Source organism: Xanthomonas campestris pv. badrii, assembly GCF_012848175.1.
GTDB classification, from domain to species: domain Bacteria; phylum Pseudomonadota; class Gammaproteobacteria; order Xanthomonadales; family Xanthomonadaceae; genus Xanthomonas; species Xanthomonas campestris_C.
This window is the reverse complement of record NZ_CP051651.1, coordinates 3,250,697-3,272,899: the sequence shown is the minus strand read 5'-3', so window position 1 is coordinate 3,272,899 and position 22,203 is coordinate 3,250,697. Positions and strand designations below refer to the sequence as shown.

Here is a 22,203-nt window from a genome sequence, read left to right as displayed (position 1 = left end):
CAGGACGGGCGGCACGCGATCCATGGGCACCCCGGTGCGCCTGGTTCGTGATGCCCGCTTGGGCCCGCTTGGCGCTGCAGTCGGTGCGTTCTGCGTCACGCTCGACAGCGCATCGTGACGCCGGCGGCAAGGGTCGTTGGTCATGGTGCAAAGCGCGCCCTTTCCGGCAATTCATGCCGGCGAGGCCGGTAAACTTTCGCCGTACCCCGCCAGGATGTTCTGATGCTTGTTCTGCCCAGCGCGCGCGTCTGCGTTGCGCTTCTGTTGGCCGTATGGCTGTCCGGTTGTTCCCGCCAGGCGAGTGCGCCGGCGGTGGCCAAGCCCATCCCGGTGGTGGTGCAGCCGGTGGCGGTGCAACCCTGGAACTCCACCGTGCAGTCCATCGCCACCGTGCGTGCGCGCGAGTCGGTGGCGCTGACCGCTGCGGTCAGCGATGTGGTCGAGCAGGTCTATTTCGACAGTGGCGATGAGGTCAAGGCCGGGCAGCTGCTGCTGCGCCTGCGCGGCAATTCGCAGCAGGCCGCGCTGACCGCCGCACAGGCCACCTTCGAGGAAACCGACCAGCTGTACCGGCGCCAGTTGAGCCTGGTGGGCCAGCAGCTGGTGGCCAAGTCCACGGTCGATACCCAGCGCGCGTTGCGCGATGCCGCGCAGGCGCGCGTGCAGCAGATGCGTGCGGAAATCATCGACCGCGAGGTGCGCGCGCCATTTTCCGGCGTGCTGGGCATCCGCCAGATCAGCCCGGGCTCGTTGATCACCTCCAGCACCGTGATCGCCACGCTGGACGATGTGGCGCGCATGTACGTGGATTTCCAGGTGCCGGAATCGCAATTCGGCCTGGTGCAGCTTGGCAATACCGTCAACGGCACTGCGGCGGCGTATCCGGGGGCGCGTTTCGAAGGCGAGGTGGCGGCGATCGATTCGCGGATCGACGAGACCACGCGTTCGGTCACGGTGCGCGCGAATTTCCCCAACGACGATCGCCGGCTGCGTCCGGGCATGCTGCTGGATGTGCGGCTGTTCCAGCCGGCGCGGCAGGCGGTGGTGATCCCGGAAATCGCGGTGGTGCAGGTGGGGCGCGAATCGTACGTGTTCCGGGTCAAGCCCGACAGCAGCGTGGAGCGCGCCGACGTGCGTCTGGGCGAGCGCCGCGATGGCAAGGTGGAAATTCTCGAAGGCCTCAAGGCCGGTGAGCGCATCGTGGTGGATGGCACCGGCAAGCTGCGGCCCGGCCTGAAGGTCGCCGACCAGCCGGCACCGGCGCGGGCCGCCCCGCAGGCCGCACGATGAAACTCTCCGACCTGTCCATTACCCGCCCGGTGATGGCGGTGGTCATGAGCCTGTTGCTGATCGTGCTGGGGGTGATGTCGTTCACCCGGCTCACCTTGCGCGAACTGCCGGCGATCGACCCGCCCATCGTCTCGGTGGATGTGGAATACACCGGCGCCTCGGCCGCCGTGGTGGAAAGCCGCATCACCCAGGTGCTGGAAGACGCGCTGGCCGGCATCGAGGGCATCGCCACCATCGAGGCGCGCAGCCGCAATGGTTCTTCGGACATCAGCATCGAATTCGCGCAATCGCGCGATGTGGAAGCGGCTGCCAACGATGTGCGCGATGCGGTCAGCCGCGTCTCCGATCGCATGCCCGACCAGGCGCGCCCGCCGGAGATTTCCAAGGTCGAGGCCGACGCGGACCCCATCCTGTGGCTCAACATGAGCTCCAGCACGATGGACACGCTGCAGCTGTCCGACTATGCCGAGCGCTATGTCGTCGACCGCTTTTCCAGCCTGGATGGCGTGGCGCAGGTGCGCATCGGCGGCCGCCAGCGCTACGCCATGCGCATCTGGCTGGACCGCGACCAACTGGCCGCACGCGCGCTCACGGTTGCCGATGTGGAAGCCGCGCTGCAGAACGAGAACGTGGAATTGCCGGCCGGCAGCATCGAATCGGCGCAGCGCGACTTCACCCTGCGGGTGGAGCGCAGTTACCTCAAGCCCGAAGACTTCGCCAAGTTGCCGTTGAACAAGGGCGAGGGCGGTTACGTGGTACGGCTGGGCGATGTGGCCAAGGTGGAACTCACCTCGGCCGAGCGGCGCGCGTATTTCCAGAGCAATGGCGTGCCCAACGTCGGCCTGGGCATCGTGCGCAATTCCACCGCCAATGCGCTGGACGTGGCGCGCGAGGCACGCGCGCAAGCCGAAGAAGTGCAGAAATCGCTGCCGCAGGGCACCAATATCTTCGTCGCCTTCGACACCACCACCTTCATCGACGCGGCGGTGGAACGCGTCTATCACACGCTGGTCGAGGCGGTGGTGCTGGTGCTGGTGGTGATCTGGGTGTTCCTGGGCAGCGCACGTGCGGCGCTGATTCCGGCGGTGACGGTGCCGGTGTGCCTGATTGCCGCATTCATCGCGCTGTATGCCTTCGATTTCTCGATCAACCTGCTCACCTTGCTGGCGCTGGTGCTGTGTATCGGCCTGGTGGTGGACGATGCCATCGTGGTGGTGGAAAACATCCAGCGCCGCATCGACCTGGGCGAGCCGCCGCTGGTGGCCGCCAAGCGCGGCACCGCACAGGTCGCGTTCGCGGTGATTGCGACCACGGCGGTGCTGGTGGCGGTGTTCCTGCCGGTGGGCTTTCTGGAAGGCAACACCGGGCGGCTGTTCCGCGAGTTGGCAGTGGCGCTGGCGGCGGCGGTGGCGATCTCGGCCTTCGTGGCGCTGACGCTGACGCCGATGATGTCGTCCAAGTTGCTGCGCGCGCACGGGCTGGCCAAGCCCAATCGCTTCCACCAATGGTTCGATGGGCGCATGCAGGCGGTGTCCGCTGCGTACGGCCGCTCGCTGGAGCGCCACGTGCAACGCACCTGGGTGTTTGCGTTGCTGATGCTGCTGGCGCTGGGCGCAAGCGCATGGCTGATGGGCCGCATTCCCTCCGAGCTGGCGCCGGCCGAAGACCGCGGCAATTTCCAGATCATGATCGACGGCCCCGAGGGCGCCGGTTTCGATTACACCGTGGGCCAGATGCATCAGGTCGAAGACATCCTGCGTCCGTACGTCGGCCCGGACAAACCCATCGTGCGCGCCAACCCGCGCGTGCCCGGCGGCTTCGGCAGCAGCGAGGAAATGCATACCGGCCGCGTCAGCGTATTTCTGCAGGACTGGGAAAAGCGCACCCGCCCGACCACCGAAGTGGCCGACGAACTGCAACAAAAACTCAATGTGCTCAGTGGCGTGCGTGCGCGCACGCAGGTCAGCGGCGGCCTGGTGCGGAGCCGCGGCCAGCCGTTCCAGCTTGTGCTGGGCGGGCCGGATTATGCGGAAATCGCGCAATGGCGCGATCGCATTCTGCAGCGCATGGAATCCAATCCCGGCCTGGTCGGCCCGGACTCTGATTACAAGGAAACCCGCCCGCAGATGCGCGTCAACATCGACCGCCTGCGTGCGGCCGACCTGGGCGTGCCGGTCACCGCGATCGGTGGCGCGCTGGAGGCCATGATGGGCTCGCGCCGCGTCACCACCTTCGTCGACAACGGCGAGGAATACGACGTGATGCTGCAGGCCGGGCGCGAGGGTCGCATGTCGCCGGAAGACCTCACCGCCATCCGCGTGCGCTCCAGCCGGGGAGAGCTGATTCCGCTGTCCAACCTGGTGAGCTTGAGCGAAGTGGCCGAAGCCGGCACCTTGAACCGCTTCAATCGCCTGCGCGCGATCACCATTACTGCCGGCCTGGCCCCGGGCTACCCGCTGGGCGAAGCGATCGCCTGGGCGCAGCAGACCGCGCGCGAAGAGCTGCCCGACTACGCCCAGGTGGACTGGAAGGGCGAATCGCGCGAATACCAGCAATCCGGCAGCGCGGTGCTGCTGACCTTCGGCATGGCCCTGTTGGTGGTGTACCTGGTGCTGGCGGCGCAGTTCGAGAGCTTTGCCCACCCGCTGGTGATCATGCTGACCGTGCCGTTGGCGGTGCTGGGCGCACTGGTCGGCCTGTGGCTCACCGGCGGTACGCTCAATCTGTTCAGCCAGATCGGCATCGTGATGCTGGTGGGCCTGGCGGCCAAGAACGGCATCCTGATCGTGGAATTCGCCAATCAGCTGCGCGACGAAGGCCGCAGCGTGCACGCGGCGATCGTGGAATCGGCATCGGTGCGCCTGCGCCCGATCCTGATGACCTCCATCGCCACCGTGGTCGGCGCGATCCCGCTGGTGGTGGCCGGCGGGCCCGGCTCGGCCAGCCGCGCGACCATCGGCGTGGTGGTGATCTTCGGCGTCTCGCTGTCCACGCTGCTGTCGCTGTACGTGGTGCCGGCGTTCTACAGCCTGATCGCCCCGTACACCAAGTCGCCGGAGGCGCTGGCACGCCAATTGGACGCGCTGGAGGCGAAAACCCCGTCGGTGGGTGGGCACGCCTAGCGCCTGCCAGCCGGCGTACGAGTCGGGTGATTGAAATATCTGCAAGGTGGCCGCGCGGTATGCCCTAGAGCGTTGACTGCGGTTATGCGATGGCGCCGTCGGTCGAGATCGCTGCGTGAAACCCTCGCCTCTGGTCTGAATGCCCGTGCCAGAGCGCTGGCTGGGCCGCGCAATGACGAAGGACACATGACAGTCACTGCCGCCTGTGATCGACTTCGGCGGTTACCCTGACCGGAAATGCCGATGCGCCGTCTTGCCTGCCTGCTTGCTCCTTCCCTTCTTGCGTTGTGCTGCGGCACGGCGCTGGCGCAATCCTCCGGTGAGCCGTTGCCCAATGGACGCCTGCCGGCGTGGGCGGTGCCCGAGCGCTACAGTTTGGCGCTGAAGATCGATCCGGACCAGGCGCAGTTCAGTGGCCGCACCATCATTCGCGTGCAGCTCAAGCAGGCCTCCGACCACGTGTGGTTGCACGGCAAGGAGCTGAAGGTCAGCAAGGCCACGGTCAAGCCCGGCAAGGGCAAGGCGCTGACCGCGCGCTATGTACAGGCCGATGCGCAGGCCGGTGTGGTGCGTCTGGATTTCGGTCGCACGCTCAAGCCACAGACCATCACCGTGGACATCGCCTACAGCGCGCCGCTCAATCAGCAGCTGCAGGGCCTGTATCAGGTGAAGTACCAGGGCAATGCCTATGCGATGACGCAGATGGAACCGATCAGCGCGCGCTACGCATTTCCCGGGTTTGACGAGCCTGCATTCAAGACGCCCTTCGACATCAGCCTGACCGTGCCCAAGGACGACCAGGCGCTGGCCAATACCATCGCCACCTCGACCAAGCCGGCCGGCAAGGGGTGGAAGACAGTGACCTTCGCGCCCACCGTGCCGTTGCCTACCTACCTGGTGGCGTACGCGGCCGGTCCGTGGGATGTGGTGGATGTGCCCGCCATGCCGGCCACGCCGCAGCGCCCCAACGCCACGCCGTTGCGCGGCATTGCCGCCAAGGGGCAGGGTCCGCGCATCACCCCCGCACTGGACCAGACCCCGGCGATCATCGCCGCGCTGGAGGATTACTACGCATTCGGCTATCCCTTCGACAAGCTCGATCTGGTGGCCGCTCCGGATTTCAGCGCCGGTGCGATGGAGAACCCGGGCTTTGTCACCTTCCGCGACTGGCTGCTGTTGCTGGACAAGGACTCGCCGGCAGTGAACGTGCAGCGCTCCTTCAACACCAACGCGCATGAGCTGGCGCACCAATGGACCGGCGACACCGTGACCATGGCGTGGTGGGACGACCTGTGGCTCAACGAGGCCTTCGCCACCTGGATGCAGCAGAAGATCACCATGCAGCTGCATCCGGAGTATCACGCCAACCTGGATCGTATCGGCGGCGCGCAGTATGCGATGAACAACGACAGCCTGGTCAGCGCACGCAAGATCCGCCAGCCGATCACCGGCAATGGCGATATCGAGACCGCCTTCGACGGCATCACCTACCAGAAGGGTGCAGCGGTGCTGGCGATGTTCGAAGCCTTCGTCGGCGAGGAGGTGTTCCGCGAGGGCATGCGGGCCTATATCGCCAAGCACAGGTTCGCCAATGCCACTGCCGACGACCTGGTCGATGCGATCGCCGACGCGGCCGGCAAGGACGATGCGTTCAAGGCAGCCTTCCGCAGTTTCCTCGACCAGCCGGGCGTGCCGTACCTGCAGACCCAGGTGGCCCGCGCCGGTGGCAAGACCGTGGTCAACCTGCAGCAGCAGCGGTATCTGCCGCTGGGCTCGACCGGGTCGACCGCGCAGCAGTGGGGCGTGCCGGTGTGCGTGAAATACGGCAAGGGCAAGAATCAGGTCGGTACTGCCTGCCAGCTGCTGGACAGCGCCAGCGGCAGCATCGTGCTGGAAGGTGCCGGCAACAACACCTGGGTCTTCCCGAACGCGCGTGGTGCCGGCTATTACCGTTTCAGCCTGCCGAAGAAGCAGCTGGCCGCACTGGGCAAGCAGATCGGCCAGCTCGACGACAGCGAAAAGCTCGCCTATGCCGATGCGATCGACGCGGCCTACCGCCATGGCGATGCCGACAGCGATGCGGTGCTGGCAGCACTCAAGCAACTGGCGCCGTCGCCGTCGGCCGATGTGTCCACCGCGCTGGTGGACCGCTTCGTGTGGATCTGGCAGTACCAGGCCAGCACCGACGCGCAACGCGGCGCTTTGCGCAAGGTGGCCGAGCAGGCCTACCTGCCGCGCCTGCGCCAGTTGGGTTATACGCGGCGCAGCGGCGAGTCGGTCGACGATGTCGCGCTGCGGAGCTCCCTGGCCAGCCTGTTCGGCCTGCGCCTGCGCAATCCCGAGGTGCGCAAGGCCTTGCTCGCCCAGGGCGATGCCGTGCTGGCCGGCGGCAACGGCGCGCTGGACTTCTCCGCAGCCAATCCCGACCTGCTCGGTAGCGCACTGGCGGTGACCGTGCAGGAACGTGGCGCGGCCGCGGTGGATGCCTTGATCGCGGCCTTGCGCACGCATGCCGACCCGGCGCAGCGCAACGCGATGATCGACGGGCTGGGTGCGGTGCAGGATCCGGCATTGCTCAAGCAGGTGCGGGATTTTGCGCTCACCGATGCAATCAAGGTCGGCGAGATGAAGAGCCTGCTGCGTCGCGGCCACGCCGAGCACGCGTCGCATGCATCGATGTGGCCGTGGTTCACCGCCAACTTCGACCGCATCGTGCAGCGCAGCGGTTCGTTCGATGGTGGCGGCTTGCCGGCACTGGGCGCGAGCGGTGGCTGCAGCAGCGAAGAGGCCGACCGCCTGGAGGCGTTCTTCAAGCCGCGTCTGGCCAGCCTCAGCGGTGCCGATCGCGGTCTGGCCCAGACCGGCGAGAGCATTCGCCTGTGCGCCGCGCTCCAACAGGCGCAGACGGCCAAGCGCTGAGGCGGCACGCAGCGCGACCGCACGGGGCGCGCTTGGTGCACGAACCGGCATGTGCCACGCGCACATGCCGGTGTTGGTGCAGCGTTCGCATGCACCCCATGCTCGCTCGCGGCATGGATCCGGGCTTGGCCAGGCGGCCGCATGCCAGGGGCGTCGTCGCGCAGGGGCGCGGCATGCATGTCCCCATGCCCCATATGGTGCGCACGGCATGCACATGCACATGCGCAGCCGACACGGCATGGCGTGCTGAGCGCGCATCACCCGCCACGCACAAGGCACCAGGCATAGACGTCGCATCGCGCGGCGCTTTCGGCCAGAATCGACCCACTCCCCACGTCGCTGGGGTTCACGATCCAGCACTCGGGGAGATTGCGTGGAAGCACTCATCAATGGCATCAACGGCATCGTCTGGAGCAAGGCGCTGATCTTCATGTGCCTGGGGGCGGGCGTGTACTTCACCATCCGCACCGGTTTCATGCAGGTACGCGGGTTCGTGGAAATGATCCGTCTCACCGTGGGCGGGCAGAAGTCCGATGCCGGGGTGTCCTCGTTCCAGGCACTGGCAATGTCGATGGCCGGGCGTATCGGCATCGGCAACATCGCCGGCGTCGCCACCGCCATTGCCTTCGGCGGGCCGGGCGCGATCTTCTGGATGTGGGTGATGGGGTTCCTTGGCGCGTCCACCTCGTACGTGGAATCGACGCTGGCGCAGATCTACAAGACCAAGGATGCCGACGGCCGCTATCGCGGCGGCCCGGCGTACTACATCGAAAAGGCAATGGGTCTGAAGTGGTACGCGCTCAGCTTCGCGGTGGCCACCATCATCGCCACCGGGTTTCTGATGCCGGGCGTGCAGGCCAATGCGATTGCCGACAGCGCCATCAACGCCTGCCGCGGCACCAGCCTGTGCGGTGCGATGGACGGGCAGTGGATGGGCCTGCCGATGCGCGATGCGGCCAAGCTGGGCATCGGCATCGTGGTGGCGTGCATGCTTGGGGTGATCATTTTCGGTGGCGTCAAGCGCATCGCCAACTTCGCCGAAATCGTGGTGCCGTTCATGGCGATGGGCTACATCCTGATGGCGCTGGTCATCATGGTGCTCAATGCCGAGCGTGTGCCGGACATGTTCGCCACCATCTTCAGCAGTGCCTTCGGCAGCCATGCCGCGTTCGGCGCCCTGCTGGGGCTGGCGGTGGAATGGGGCGTCAAGCGCGGCATCTACGCCAACGAAGCCGGGCAGGGCACCGGGCCGCATGCCGCGGCCGCGGCAGAGGTCTCGCATCCGGCCAAGCAGGGGTATGTGCAGGCGTTTGCGATCTACTTCGACACCATGATGGTGTGCACCGCCACCGCGTTCCTGATCCTCACCACCGGCAAGTACAACGTGTACGCGCCCGACGGCGCCAAGCCTGGCCTGTATGCCGGCCTGAGCGGGGTGGAAGAAGGCCCCGGGTATGCGCAGGCGGCGGTGGAATCGGTGCTGCCGGGCTGGGGCGCGGGCTTTGTGGCGGTGGCGCTGTTCTTCTTCGCCTTCACCACCATCATGGCCTATTACTACATGGCCGAAACCAACCTCAACTACGTCAATGGCAACCGCCGCCGCCCGCTTACCGTGCTGTTGCTGCGCCTGGGCATCCTGGGCATGGTGATCTTCGGCGCGTTCCATAATGCGCAGCTGGCCTGGGCGCTTGGCGACATCGGCGTCGGCGTCATGGCCTGGCTCAACATCATCGCCATCCTGATCCTGCACAAGCCGGCGATGCTGGCCCTGAAGGACTACGAACGACAAAAACGCCAGGGGCTGGATCCGGTCTTCGATCCGGCCCGGCTTGGCATCAAGAACGCGGATTTCTGGACACAACGATGACACAGCACGATGGACGTGGCGCACGACCGCCACGCGGCAACACCGGTAGCGGCGCTACGCCGCTCAACCCGTGGGGTCGTGCGGCACCACGCGCCCCGGCGCCGGCTGCGCCCGCGGCACGTCCCGCCGCCGCACCGGCCGCTGCCAACGCCAACACCGCGCGCGAGCTGCGCCTGTACGGCATCAATGCGGTGCAGGCGGTGTTCAAGGCGCGTCCGCAGGCGCTGCGCAAGCTCTACCTGACCGAAGCGCGCATCCCGCAGTTCAAGGCGGTGCTGGCCTGGTGCGTGGCCCAGCGCATCGGCTACCGCGTGGTGGAAGAGGCCGACCTGAGCAAGCTCGCTGCCAGTGCGCACCACGAAGGCGTGGTGGCCGATGTGCTGCGCGTGCCGCCGCAGCCGCTGCAGGAATGGCTGGCCGCGCTGCCGCCGGGCCCGGTGCTGGCGCTGTGGCTGGATGGTGTGGGCAATCCGCACAACTTTGGCGCGATCCTGCGCTCCTCGGCGCACTTCGGTGTGGCCGGCCTGCTGCTGCCGGCCGGCTCCACGCTGGGGTTGTCCGGCGCGGCGGCCCGTGTCGCCGAAGGCGGTGCCGAAGCGGTGCCGCTGGTGCAGTTGCCGCAGACCGCGCAGGCGCTGGCGCAGTTGCGGCACGCCGGGTTTGCGGTGGCGGCCACGCTCGTCGATGGCGGCCAGGACGTCTTCGCTGCCAGCCTGCCGCAACGCCTGGTGTACGTGATGGGCGCGGAAAGCGAGGGCATGGACCGCCAGTTCGCGCGCGACTGCGATCTGCAGTTGTCCATCCACGGCAGCGGCCTGGTGGAAAGTCTCAACGTGGCTTCCGCTACCGCTGTCTTCCAAGCCGCGTGGCGCGCACGCGCGCTGCCAGGAGCATAACGATGCGCACAGGTATCTGGATGTTTGCCGCAAGTTGCGCCTTGGCCATGGCCGGCAATGCTGCTGCCCTGTCGCCGGTCGAGCCGCCAGAGGTGCAGACCGACCACGGGCCGGTGCGTGGTCAGTGGCAGGACGATGGCAGCGCAGTGTTCCGCAAGATTCCGTTTGCCGCACCGCCGCTTGGGCCGCTGCGCTGGCGGCCACCGCAACCGGCCGCCGCATGGACGCAGGTGCGTGATGCCACCCAGGCAGCCACGCCGTGCGTGCAGCCCGCGCTGGGCTGGAACAACGCCATGGCCAGCCGCGGCAGCGAAGACTGCCTGTATGTGGAAGTGCAGACCCCGCAGCTGCATCCGGCCAAGCCGTTGCCGGTGTTCGTCTGGATCCATGGCGGCGCCAATGTGGCCGGTGGTGCGGACGGGCATCTGCCCACCAACCTGGTTGCGCAGAACATGCTGGTGGTGACGCTGCAATACCGGCTGGGCGCGCTGGGTTTTCTGTCGCTGCCGGAGCTGCGCGATGGCGAGAACGAGGCGGCCGGCAATTACGCCCTGCTCGATCAGATTGCGGCCTTGCGCTGGGTGCGCGACAACATTGCGCAGTTTGGCGGCGACCCTGCGCGGGTCACCATTGCCGGGCAATCGGCGGGCGGCCAGGACGTGGGCCTGCTGATGCTCAGCCCGTTGGCGCGCGGCCTGTTTTCGGCCGCGATCGAACAGAGCGGCACCGCCGGGTTTGGCTTGCCGGCGCGCAGCCTGGACGACAACCGCGCAGTGGGCGTGAGCATCGCCAAGCGCGCCGGCATCGACGATCCGGCCACGCGCCTGGCGCAGTTGCGTGCGTTGCCGGTCGACCAGCTGCTCGAGGCCGGGCAGGGTGTGGATGTGCCGGCGCTGGACGATGATGGCTATATCTGGCTGCAGGCGGTGGTCGATGGACGCGTGCTGCCGCGCGCGCCGGCCGAGCTGTTGGCAAGCGGTGCGCAAGCCAAGGTGCCGCTGCTGATCGGTTACGTGGTGCAGGAGCTCACCTATGGCGGCGAGCAGGGCGCGCAGGCGCGCCTGCGCCGTGACTATCCCGATCGTGCCGATGCTGTGCTGCAGAGGCAACGCGCAAACGCCGAACAGCGCGCGGCGCGGCAGGGCAATGCGGCCATGCAGCTGTCCACCGACCTCACCTTCCGTTGCCCGGCGGTGACTGTGGCCCAGCGCCAGGCCGCGCTCGGTGTGCCGGTATGGCATTACGTGTTCGACACCGCCGCGCCGGGGGGGCAGGTGACCCATAGCGCCGAGCTGCCGTTCCTGTTCAAGAACCTGCCGATCGGCCAGCCACCGGTGAGCCTGCAACGGTATTGGGCGGCATTCGTGCAGCGTGGCAATCCCAATGCCAAAGGCCTGCCCGCGTGGCCTGCCTTTGCACCGAAACATGCCGCGCTGCAGTTCGATGCGCGGGGTGTGCAGCAGATCAAGGATGCCCGCCCGGCCGTGTGCGCAGGCGTGGATTTGCCGTAAGCGATCGTGCCTGCTGAAATCGCGCGCACCGAAACGGCACGCGCGATCGACTCATCTCAACTCACTCAGCGTGCGCAGCCCGGCCCGCCGAAGTAGAAGCCGCCGTTCTGCATTTCCGGCGACAAGGTGGTGCGGGTAACGCCAGCGCCCAGTGCATACGGATAGGTGTAACCGGCCATCGCCAGCGTGTAGCAGGACGGATGCTCCACGCTCAGCGACGACAGGCGCTGCACGGGATGGGTGACCATCGCCGCATCGCGGTAGAAGTGGTTGGCCTGGAATGCGGCCTGGCGATAGCCCGCTGCTGCGAACTGGCCGCTCCCCATGCGTGTGCTGGCTACACCACTGTTGGTCGAGACTTCGCCGCCTGCGCTCACGTACGCAACGCGTCCGTTGGCGAGATCGCCCGAATACAATGATGCCTTGTAGTAGCCGATCCATTCGCCGTCCAGGCGAAGCCACCAGTTGCCGTCGGTATTCCTCTGGAATTCCACGCCCAGCATGGTCTGCTTGCCGCCTGCAATGCTGAACCCGGCGGCCGGCTGAGCGCCCAGGACATTTCGCGTGCTGGTCTGCACGAAATCGCTGCAATCCAGATTGTGGCAACCTGTCTTGATGTAAGCGTCCTGAGTGGAATAAATGAAAACGATGGGCTTGTTGCCCCAACCTGCGCCTGGCTGGATCTGCCAGCCCACTTCGAGTGTTTGCGTTTGCTTGCTTGTGCTCTCACCAACGATCCATATCTGACTGATGGTTTGTATCTCGTTGAGGGAGCGTAATGCGGGCGCCCACAGATTGATGTCGGCTCCTGCGCCTGTGACCGATGTGCCGGCGGTATCCAGAAAGACGCTGGAGTAGTAATGCGTTATCGGTGCTGCCTCCTGCGCCGCCGGCATGGCGTCAGCCTGCCTGGGTGCGATCGCGCGCGGTGTGGTGCCGCGCAGAAAGCTGCGCAGGTTCGCATGCTTGCTCATCTCGGCCAGGCCGATGCGTTCGAGCGGTACGCTGCCGGTATCGCAGCGTTGCGGCGGATCGATCGGCGTCGCTGTACCCGTGTTGCTTGAGAGAGTGGGCGGCGCCGCCGGCGTGCTGCCATCGCGCAAGGCGGGCTGCTGTGCACTTGGAATGCAATCGAACACCTTGCCGTCCTGTTGCACGCTGCGCAGCACGGTCAAACCGTTGTAACGGTTGAACAGATAACGCTGCATTTCGGCGAAGGCGGTGGGGTCGCTGACCTTGGCCGCAGCGCCACGGGTGGCGTAACTGAGCTGCGCCTGAGCATCCAGAAAATCCTTGAAGTCGCGCGTGACTTGCGGAAATGCACGCGATGCCGACAACGACGTGCGCATCGCATCGCGTTGGGCAGACGCGACACTTACGGTGGCGGGTGTCCGCAGCAAGGGGGGCATCAGTGCGTCGATGCTGCGGTCACTGCTTGCCGAGATCGATGGCGGTAGCAGCGTGGCGGCGCCAGCGGTGGGAGCCAGTGCACACACGCAAAGCGCAGCAATAGCGCGGCTGATCGATATCGGCCGATGAGAACGGAAGGTCATATGTTTTCCCCTGGCGCCGGAACGAAACTGCCTGCATGCGGCGCACCATGCGCGGCAGTGCCTTCAGTCCGCAGCCGCGTCCCGAAGTTCGTTCGGTGGCGCATGCCTGCGTTGAAGGCCTGCGCATCCTAGCTGCCTAGGAAAAAAATGGATTGGCAGATACGTATTGCGTGACATCAGGCACAGAGCAAGCGCAATGCACTACGCGGATGCCGTGTCGATGGTCATGCACACCCTTGCGTACGGCGCTTTGCCGATGCGCAAAGGTGTGCACGGTCACTTCAATTTGAGTATGTCTGCTCTTACTTCTTTTGCAGCCTGATCGCAGCTCCACCGTTGGCAGCCAATTGCAGGTGCAAGCTGTCGTTACGTGTGAGCTTGCGGGTGTCGATACGCACCTCCGTCGGCGCCTGGCCATCGGCGTAGATGGTGGCCGTCCAGTTGCCCTTGCCGAGGAACGCCAGCGGGACTTCCAGGGTGCGTGCCTGTTCGTTGGTCATCGCACCCAGATACCAGTTCTTGCCGCTGCGCCGCGCCAGCACGATGTGCTCGCCGATCGCACCGTCCAGCGCAAGCGTCTGGTCCCAACTTGCCGGCACATCGCGCAGGAACTGCGCCGCCGGCACGTTCTCATACTGCTCCGGGCTGTCGGCCACCACCGCGAACGGGCTTTCGTACACCACATACATCGCCAGCTGCTGCGCGCGCGTGGTCATCACCTGCGGGGCGATGTGCTGCATCTTGAAGTCGGCCGGGCGCACGTTGCGGAAACCGCCCGGCGTGTAATCCATCGGCCCGAGCAGCATGCGCGTGAACGGCAGCGTGAGGTTGTGGGTCGCGGTGATGCGGGTGGTCCACTTGTTGTACTCGGCGCCCAGGACGCCTTCCTGGGTCAGGTAATTGGGATAGGTGCGGGTCAGCCCGGTCGGGTGATAGGCGCCATGCAGGTCCACCAGCAGTTTGTGCTCGGCCGCCTTGCTCAACAGGCGATGGTAGAAGTCCACCATCTGCTGGTCGTCGCGGTCCATGAAGTCGACCTTGATGCCCTTGATGCCAAGCTGCTGGTACCACGCCAGTGCGTCGTCCATGTGCGCATCGAGCGCGCGCCAGTGTGCCCACAGCCATAGCCCCACGCCGCGTTTGCGCGCATACGCCACCAGGCCTGGCAGATCCAGGTCCGCCACCGGGCGGCGGATATCGGCACCGGCGTTGTACTGGCCGTCGCCGGTGCTGCCGTAGTACCAGCCGTCGTCGATCAGCATGTATTGCAGCTTCAACTGCTGCGCATGGTCGATATAGCGCTGGATGGTGGCGGTGTTCATGCCCGGGTGCTCCACCCCGCTGGCCAGGCTGCCCGACCACCAGTCCCAGGCCGACTTGCCTGGTTGCACCCAGCGCGCATCGAACGCCGGCGGCGGATTCAATGCGGAAATCAGGTTGGATTCGATCAGGCTCGCCGGGGTGTCGCCCAGCATGATCACGCGCCAGGGCGTGGCGAAATCGCGGCCCTTCGCGTCGATGCTGACCGCCAGCTTGGGGTCGTCCAGGCGCGGCGACAGTTTTGCCGATACACCCAGCCCGCCGTCGGCGCGTCCGGTGAGATACAGGCCGGCGTAATCGCGCAGGTTCGCCTCGCCGATCGCCAGGGTGGTGCCCTTGGCATCGGTCTGGCAGACCAGTGGCAGCTCGAGCAGATTGTGCGGGCGCAACTTCGACGCCGCGATGGCGTCGTACTCGCCCTCGTGGCTGGTGCCGAAACGACCGAGGTTCAATGTCCAGCATGCGTAATCACGCGGAAAGGCGAAGCTGGTGAGCTCATCGCGAATGCGCACATCGCCAGCATCGGGCAATACGTAGCGCAGTGCCACGCCCTCGTCGTAGGCGCGCAGTTCGATATCCAGGCGTCGCTGTTGCGGGTCGGAGAGCTGCACGCGCAACGCGCGGTAATGGTCGCGCGCCTGGCGGGTCTTGCCGACCGGCAATGCAAAGCGGCTGTCGTGCGTGTCGGTCGTACTGCCTTGCACGGTCATGCCGCGACCGAGCGTGCCGGCCTTGCCAAGATCCAGTCCAAGTGGCGCATCGTCGAGCACGATCGTGTTGCGGTACAGCACGCGGTAGCTCGGCACGCCGCCCTCGCCCAGGGTGAATTCCACCTGGGTACGTGCATCGGGCGACTGCACGCTCAGGCGCTGCGCCGACGCGGGTACAGCGGCAAAACACAGCAAGGCACACGCCACGGGTAGTGCGGACTGAATCAGGTTTCGCATGGTTCCCTCCTCCTGGGAGCGACCACCCTAACGCAGAACGGTTGTCGTCGATATCGCCTTGGGGTAACGTTACCTCGCACCATGGCCGCTGAAACAGGGGCGGCAGCCACGGGCGGCACGACCGAACGCAATGCCCAACATGTCTATGGACGTGTTGCCGATTGCATGTTGGTGGTGTCCACCGTTGCTTGGCAGTAGAGCTTGGGAGAGGCCTCTAATGCTGATGGTTCGTAAGGCGTTCCGCCGTGGAGCGCTGTGGGTGTTGTGCGGTTGCATGGCGTGGGCTGCAGTGGAGGCTGCGCCTGCCGATGTGCCTTCGTCCGGCCCGTACGATGTCCGCGTGCTGGCGGGCGGAATGGGGTTGGCGAAGAAGCTTGCCGCCGATGCACCGTTGTTGGCCGCCGACGCAGACTGGAGCGTGTCCGGCTGGGTGCGCCCCTCGCGTGCGACTGCAGGCCCGGCATTGATCGCCGGTCTCGGCGAGCCGCAAGCCGCAGGCCGCTATTTCACCATCGACAACGGCAGGCTCGGCTTCGTGCAGGGCGCCGACACCGTGCTGCGCAGCAAGCAGGCACTGCGTGCCGGTAGCTGGACACAGGTCGCGGCGGTGGCGCAAGGCGGGCAGTTGACGCTGTACGCCAACGGCCGTCGGGTGGCCAGTGGCGCGCTACGCCGGAGTGCGGTCGCGCCGGTGCTGATGTTCGGCCCACGCGAACAGCCTGCCGCATATACGCAGCACTTCGGTGGCGAGATTGCCGGTTTCCTCGCGCATGCGGGCGCCCTGGATGCTGCAGCTGTCGCGCAACTTGCGTCCAGCGCGCCTGACGCGACCTTGCAGCGTTTCGAAGATGCCTCGCCGGCCTGGCAGGTGCAGGTCAAGCAGATGGCCGGCCAGGTGGCACCGCAGGCGCCGGCCACGCTGCCACGCAGTGCGGCGGCCTTTTCTGCACCAGTGGCCAAGCCGATACCGCAGACGCCCGCGCTGCAGCCCCTGGATGCAGCGGCGTGGCGGGTGGGGGCGTGGCAGCTGGCTGCCGCAGCGGATCTGGCGCAGGCCACCGGCGCCAGCCTGTCGCGCGGCGATGACGCAGGCGCTGCTGCGGCCTGGCGCGTGGCCACCGTGCCGGGCACGGTGCTCACCACACTGGTCGATCGCGGCGTGTATCCGGATCCGGATATTGGTCTCAACAACATGGCCATTCCCGAATCGCTGAGCCGGCAGGACTGGTGGTATCGCAGCAGTTTCGATCTGCCGGCGGCAGCGCAGGGAAAGCGGCTGGAACTGCTGTTCAACGGCATCAACTATGCCGGTGAGGTCTGGGTCAATGGCACGCAGGTGGGGCGCACGCGCGGTGCCTTCGCACGTGGGCGCTTCGATGTCAGCAAGCAGCTCAAGGCCGGCCGCAATGTGATTGCGGTACGCGTTTCTCCGCCGCCGCATCCGGGCATTGCGCACGAGCAATCGATGACCGCAGGCGTGGGCGAAAACGGCGGCGTGCAGGCGCTGGATGGGCCAACCTTCATCGCCAGCGAAGGCTGGGACTGGATTCCGGCGGTACGCGATCGCAATGCCGGCTTGTGGCAGGACGTGCAGCTGCACGCCACCGGGCCGGTGGTGCTTGGCGACACCCAGGTGGTCACGACCCGGCTGGCCCCGGATCACCGGCGTGCCGACCTTGAAATCAATGTGCCGCTGCGCAACGACAGCGCCACGGCAGTGCGGGGCACCGTGCAGCTGACCATGGGCGATGTGCGCATCCAGCGCCAGGTCGATGTGCCGGCCGGTGGTACCACGCTCACGCTCACCGCGGCCGATACGCCGGAACTGGCCATCGCCAATCCCCGCCTGTGGTGGCCCAACGGCTATGGCGAACCGGCGCTGTATACCTTGCAGGTGGGCGTGGATGTGGCCGGTGTTCGCTCGGACACGCAGCAGTTACGCTTCGGCATTCGTGAAGTCGGCTATGAATTGTCGTTGTTCGACCAGGACGGTGCACTGCGCCGCGTGCTGGTGGATTTCAACAAGGCCCGGCTGCGTGGCGAACGCATCGTCGATGCACGTCATAGCGCGATTCGCCCGGTGCCCGGCGGCGATGCGCAGTCGTTCTACCCGGGTGCGCAGGCCTCGCCGGCGGTGACATCCTTGAACGATGACGCGTTGGCGCCTTACCTGGCCATCCGCATCAATGGCGTGCGCATTGCCGTCAAGGGTGGCAACTGGGGCATGGACGATTGGCGCAAGCGCGTCTCGCGCGAACGGTTGGAGCCGTATTTCCGCCTGCAACGCGACGCGCACTTCAACGTGGTGCGCAACTGGGTGGGGCAGAACACCGAGGCCAGTTTCTTTGAGCTGGCCGACGAATACGGCATGCTGGTGTTCAACGACTTCTGGCAATCCACCCAGAACTACAACATGGAGCCTGCCGATGCGGCGCTGTTCCTGGACAACGCCGCCGACGTGATCAAGCGCTTCCGCAATCATCCCTCCATCGTGCTGTGGTTCGGACGCAACGAAGGCGTTCCCGCACCCATCCTCAACGAAGGCCTGGACAAGCTGGTTGCCGAGCTCGATGGCACGCGCTGGTATACCGGCAGCTCCAATCAGGTCAACCTGCAGGGCAGCGGTCCGTACAACTACCGGGAGCCGGTGGCCTACTTCAATGCGCTGGCACAGGGCTTTTCAGTGGAGGTGGGCACGCCATCGTTCTCCACCCTGGAGTCGTTCAAGGCCTCGGTCCCGGTGGCGCAGGACCAGTGGCCCATCAGCGACGCCTGGGCGTATCACGACTGGCACCAGTCCGGGAACGGCGACACCGCCAGCTTCATGCGCTCGCTTACCGACAAGCTGGGTGCGCCGACCAGCCTGGACGATTTCGAACGCAAGGCGCAGCTGCTCAACTACGACACCCACCGCGCCATCTTCGAAGGCTTCAATGCGCAGCTGTGGACCAGGAACAGTGGGCGGCTGTTGTGGATGAGCCATCCGGCATGGCCCAGCAACATGTGGCAGATCTACAGCCACGATTACGACACCCATGCGGCGTATTACGGCGTGCGCAACGCGGCAGAGACATTGCATGTGCAGATGAACCTGCCGGGCCACGAGGTGGTGGTGGTCAACAACGCCAGCACGCCGGTGCGTGGCCTGCGCGTGCGCGCAGAGGTCTATGGCAGCAATGGCGCCCTGCTGCAGCAACGCGAGCAGGCCGTGGAGGCGGCGCCTGTTGCGGTCTCGGCGCCGGTGCTGCAGCTGGCACCGTTGCTCAAGGACACCAACGGCTTGGGATTCGTGCGGCTGCAATTGCTCGACCGCGATGCGGTGGTGCGTTCGCGCAATTTCTACTGGGTGGCCGGAGATGCCTCTGCCATGCGCGGCCTCAACGCGCTGGCCGCGGTGCCGGTGCAACTTGCCACGCGGTTGCAGGATGGCGCCGAACCGGTGGTGCACGCCACCGTGCGCAATCCATCGCAGCAGGTCGCACTCAATACCAAATTGACCCTGGTGGATGCGCAAGGCCAGCGCATCCTGCCGGCGTACTACAGCGACAACTATCTGAGCCTGGTGCCGGGCGAACAGCGCGAGATCGAGATCCGCGGGCCATCGGCGGATACCTTGCGCAATGCCACGCTGCAAGTGCGCGGCTGGAATGTCGAACCATCGAGCGGCGCGGTCAGCGGGTCCCCGTAATCGCGCCAGCAAGTTGCCACGCCATGCCATTGCATGGCGTTCTGCAGTGACGCGCGATGGCGCGCGTCAGCCAACACCGCAATGCCCCCCGGCATTGCCATTCGAAACGGTCGTGCAGTGTCGTCATCCCTGGGAGGGGACCATGAACAAGCTACATCGCAGTACCCGTCACACGCCGCTGGTCGCCGCGCTCGCGGCGGCACTCACCCTGGTGGCCACGCAGGCCGCCGCGCAGGACGCCGGCAGCAGCGCCGGCGTCACCGAACTGGACAAGGTCATGGTCAAGGGCGTGCGCGGCGCGCAGGCCGAGGCCATCGAGAACAAGCGCACTGCTGCGCAGATCATCGATTCGATCTCGGCCGAAGACATCGGCAAGTTGCCCGACGTCACCATCACCGACTCGCTGCAGCGCGTGCCGGGCGTGCAGATCCGGCGATCGGCCGGCGAGGGCTCGCAGCTCAACATTCGCGGCATGCCGCAGGTGCAGACCACCATGAACGGCGAGCTGTATCTGAGCGCCGGTGGTGGCGACCAGTTCGGCCAACCGAACATCGGCCGCGCGCAGCCGGACTTCGTCGACATCCCGCCGACGCTGTTCAGCGGTGTGGACGTGATCAAGTCGCCCACCGCCGCCGACCTGGATGGCGGCATCAGCGGCACGGTCTCGCTGAAAACCCGACGCCCGTTCGACCTGCCCGAAGGCTGGACCTTCAGTGGCCAGGCCGAGGGTTCCTACGGCGATCGCGTGCAGGAACTCAACGAGTTGTATTCGGGCCTGGCCAGCTTCCGCACCGAGCGCTGGGGTGCCTTGCTGGCGGTGTCGTATTCCGATGCCACCCTGGAAAACAAGCATCCCAGCGTATATTCCAACGGCGCGCAGAAATCCACCGAGCAGAATGTGGGCTTCGATTTCAACGGCGACGGCCGCATCGGCAGCAATACCGATCCGTCCAACCTGCCGCGCGATTACTTCTACAACTGGGTCGCCACCGAGTTGGACAACCGCAGCACCGACCGCCAGCGCACCGGCGTCAACGGCTCGTTCCAGTTCAATATCAACGATTCCTGGACGGTGCTGGCCGACGCGGCCTACACCAAGCTCGAAGATCACGACACCTCGGTGGCCGCGCAGCTGCATACCGGTTGGGCAACCAATCAGTTGCAACCGGGATCGGTGGTCGATTCCAACGGCGTGCTCGAATACGGCCAGTTCCGCTATAACCGCTTCCAGGCGCATTCGATGGCCGGTGTCGCCGATTCGGATTCGCTCAACACCAATCTGGAATTGCGTTTCGATGATGGCGGCCCGTTCCGTGCGTCGTTCCGTTGGGTACACGGCGATGCGCAACGCACCTACGACGAGGCGCGTGCCGATGCGGTGGTGACACGCGGCGATCAGATCACGCGGGCCGGCGGCGTCACCCAATGGGCCAACGCCAATGGCCTGCCCACGGTGGACGCCTCAGTGGATTTCCGCGGCACCTACCCGGCGGTCAACCTGGGCACCGATGTCTCCAACCCGGACAACTGGCAGCTGATGTCCACCTGGGCGCAGGGCAACAAGATCGAAGCGACCATGGACGCATTCCGCGCCGACGGCACCTTCGAGTTCGATGAAGGCGTGGTGCGCGGCTTCCAGTTCGGTATCCGTTACGGTGAGCGCGAGGTCAAGCTCGATACCTATCGCTACCTGTCGCCGGTCTCGACCACCTGCGCCGACCCGAACCGTTCGCTGTACTACTTCAAGGATCCGCTGATCGTGGATACCTGCAGCGGCGTCTCCGAGGCGCGGCTGTTGCCGTTCAATTCCATCCCCGGCTACTGGGCCTACTTCAACGACTTCGATCCGCTCAGGGTCACCGGCCTGGGCAGCCAGGGCTTGCCGGCGATCAATCCGCAGGTCATGAAAGACCCGGTGGCCTATCTCAACAGCCTGTACCCGGGCAACGTGGCCTACCAGCAGGCGGCAGACTCGTACAAGGTCACAGAAAAGAGCACCGCGGCATACTTCCTGGCGAACCTGGAAGGCGGCACCGGCAGCGCGCTGCCGTGGACGGCCAATATCGGTGCGCGCATCGTGCAGACCAAGCTGGCGATCGATCAGTATCTGAGCAGCGGCAATGTGTTCATCGGCAATGTGGAATGGAACGGCGTGAGCCCGGCCATCGGCACCAATCGCTTGAACCGTCAGTACACCGACGTGCTGCCCACCGCCAATCTGTCGCTGGACCTGACCGACGCGCAGAAGCTGCGCTTTGCCTACAACAAGGCGGTGGCCCGTCAGGACCTGCCCGATCTCGGCCGCGGCCTGGTGAGCTTCTATGCGGTCAACGGGACACCGCCACGCAATCCGGCGTTGCCGTCGGATGCGGTGTTGTTCCTCAATGGTCGCTCAGGCAATCCGGATCTGGATCCCTATCGCGCCACCAACTACAACGCCTCATGGGAATGGTATTTCTCCGATGCGTCGCTGGTCAGCGTGGGCGCGTTCCTGATCGACGTGAAGTCGTTCCCCACCACCGTGACCAATATCGAGCCGCAGCCCGATGCCGACGGTGTGGTACGGCTTGGTGGCCCGGTGGAGCGCATCGTCAACGGCGGTGGCGGCAAGATCAAGGGCTTTGAAATCGGCTATCAGCAGGCGTTCGACTTCCTGCCGGGCTGGTTGAGCGGCTTCGGTACCAACATCAACTACACCTTCTCCGACGCCGATACCGACAACACCGATATCGAGGGCAATACGCTTCCGATCGGCGACAACTCCAAGCACCAGGCCAATGCGGTGCTGTGGTACCAGAAGGACAAGCTGCAGGCGCGTGTGGCCTACAACTGGCGCAGCAAGCGTTTCAGTCAGATCAACAGCGGTGCCTGGGGTGACGAGCTGGCGATCTGGAACGACGATGTCGGCTATCTGGATGCCTCCTTCAGCTATGACGTCAATGACCATTTGACGCTGTACGCGCAGGCCACCAACCTCACCGGTGAAAGCGAGCGCCGTTACGCGCAGTGGACCAACCATTACTACGACCAGAACATCTTCGAGCGTCGTTACTACGCTGGTCTGCGTTTGCGCTTCTGATCCGATGTGCC

10 protein-coding genes are annotated in these 22,203 nt (G+C 65.7%); 8 read left to right on the top strand and 2 right to left on the bottom strand.

Annotated elements, in window-relative coordinates; all coding sequences use genetic code 11:
- Positions 1–222 precede the first annotated feature (222 nt).
- The 6 genes from HG421_RS13785 to HG421_RS13760 all read left to right on the top strand — a co-directional run bounded on the left by HG421_RS13785 (position 223) and on the right by HG421_RS13760 (position 11,605).
- Positions 223–1,290, top strand: coding sequence for an efflux RND transporter periplasmic adaptor subunit (locus HG421_RS13785; RefSeq protein WP_169706854.1), 1,068 nt, complete (start codon positions 223–225; stop codon positions 1,288–1,290).
- Complete coding sequence (locus HG421_RS13780; protein WP_169706853.1) at positions 1,287–4,412, top strand: efflux RND transporter permease subunit; 3,126 nt, start codon at positions 1,287–1,289, stop codon at positions 4,410–4,412. Before HG421_RS13785 ends, HG421_RS13780 begins: the two co-directional genes overlap by 4 nt.
- Before the next feature lie 243 nt (positions 4,413–4,655).
- The gene (locus HG421_RS13775; RefSeq protein ID WP_169706852.1) at positions 4,656–7,331 is read left to right on the top strand and encodes a M1 family metallopeptidase; all 2,676 of its coding nucleotides are present in this window, start codon (positions 4,656–4,658) and stop codon (positions 7,329–7,331) included.
- Positions 7,332–7,704: 373 nt separating this feature from the next.
- Positions 7,705–9,198, top strand: a complete 1,494-nt coding sequence (locus HG421_RS13770) for an alanine/glycine:cation symporter family protein (protein ID WP_169706851.1) — start codon at positions 7,705–7,707, stop codon at positions 9,196–9,198.
- Positions 9,195–10,094: a TrmH family RNA methyltransferase gene (locus HG421_RS13765; protein ID WP_169706850.1), complete on the top strand. Its 900-nt coding sequence runs from the start codon at positions 9,195–9,197 to the stop codon at positions 10,092–10,094. Before HG421_RS13770 ends, HG421_RS13765 begins: the two co-directional genes overlap by 4 nt.
- A 20-nt stretch (positions 10,095–10,114) precedes the next feature.
- Positions 10,115–11,605, top strand: a complete 1,491-nt coding sequence (locus HG421_RS13760; RefSeq protein WP_425533326.1) for a carboxylesterase/lipase family protein — start codon at positions 10,115–10,117, stop codon at positions 11,603–11,605.
- A gap of 65 nt (positions 11,606–11,670) precedes the next feature.
- On the opposite strand, the gene HG421_RS13755 is transcribed toward HG421_RS13760, so the two are convergent.
- Both HG421_RS13755 and HG421_RS13750 read right to left on the bottom strand, forming a co-directional pair.
- Positions 11,671–12,954, bottom strand: a complete 1,284-nt coding sequence (locus HG421_RS13755) for a neprosin family prolyl endopeptidase (protein WP_228331654.1) — start codon at positions 12,952–12,954, stop codon at positions 11,671–11,673.
- Between the two features lie 506 nt (positions 12,955–13,460).
- Positions 13,461–15,425, bottom strand: a complete 1,965-nt coding sequence (locus HG421_RS13750; RefSeq protein ID WP_169706848.1) for a glycoside hydrolase family 97 protein — start codon at positions 15,423–15,425, stop codon at positions 13,461–13,463.
- Positions 15,426–15,642: 217 nt separating this feature from the next.
- On the opposite strand from HG421_RS13750, the gene HG421_RS13745 reads away from it, so the two are divergent.
- Together HG421_RS13745 and HG421_RS13740 are read left to right on the top strand one after the other, a co-directional pair.
- Complete coding sequence (locus HG421_RS13745; RefSeq protein WP_169706847.1) at positions 15,643–19,113, top strand: glycosyl hydrolase 2 galactose-binding domain-containing protein; 3,471 nt, start codon at positions 15,643–15,645, stop codon at positions 19,111–19,113.
- Positions 19,114–19,255: 142 nt separating this feature from the next.
- The gene (locus tag HG421_RS13740) at positions 19,256–22,192 is read left to right on the top strand and encodes a TonB-dependent receptor (RefSeq protein WP_169706846.1); all 2,937 of its coding nucleotides are present in this window, start codon (positions 19,256–19,258) and stop codon (positions 22,190–22,192) included.
- Positions 22,193–22,203: the final 11 nt, after the last annotated feature.